This window comes from Bacillus sp. LR--39, from assembly GCF_053613335.1.
The window spans coordinates 1-559 of sequence record NZ_JBSIOT010001376.1 but is presented as its reverse complement, the minus strand read 5'-3'; the positions used below and the strand labels follow the sequence as shown (position 1 = coordinate 559).

The 559-nt window shown below is 42.9% G+C and carries 1 protein-coding gene; it reads left to right on the top strand.

The genetic code is table 11. The annotated features are described in order from the left end of the window. Nucleotides 1-29 precede the first annotated feature (29 nt). Nucleotides 30-559: GntR family transcriptional regulator (locus ACWHAR_RS30585; protein ID WP_452088871.1), on the top strand; the 530-nt coding region annotated here is incomplete at its 3' end.

The window sequence follows — 559 nt, the reverse complement described above, 5'->3', positions numbered from 1 at the left end:
TATACTCGTATAACTAGGAAGGTGAGTGTATGAGCGAATCTAAAGGCCTTTTATATCCGGAGAAGTGGCTTTCTAGAGCTTCAACTGGTGTTCGCGTCGCATGCGAGCTGAGAATGCGCATTATTTCCGGTTTGATTGAAAGCGGTACCATTTTATCTGAAAATAAATTGGCTGCGGAATTCTCGGTGAGCCGGTCTCCCATCCGCGAGGCTTTAAAAATACTGGCATCGGAAAAAATCATCCGTTTGGAACGGATGGGGGCCGTTGTCATCGGTTTAACCGAAAAAGAAATAGGAGAAATTTATGATGTGCGCCTGGTGATGGAAACATTCGTATTCGAACGGCTTGGACAGACCAATGTCGACGAACTGGTAACAGACCTCAGCAAAATATTGGAGATGATGAAAGTCTCCATCAAATACAAAGATGCCGACGAGTTCTCATTTCAAGACGTCTTATTTCACGAAACGATTGTCCGCTCCATCAATCATTCTTACATTTTGATGATATGGAACAATCTCAAACCTGTGATGGAAAGCTTTATTCTTTTATCCATGCG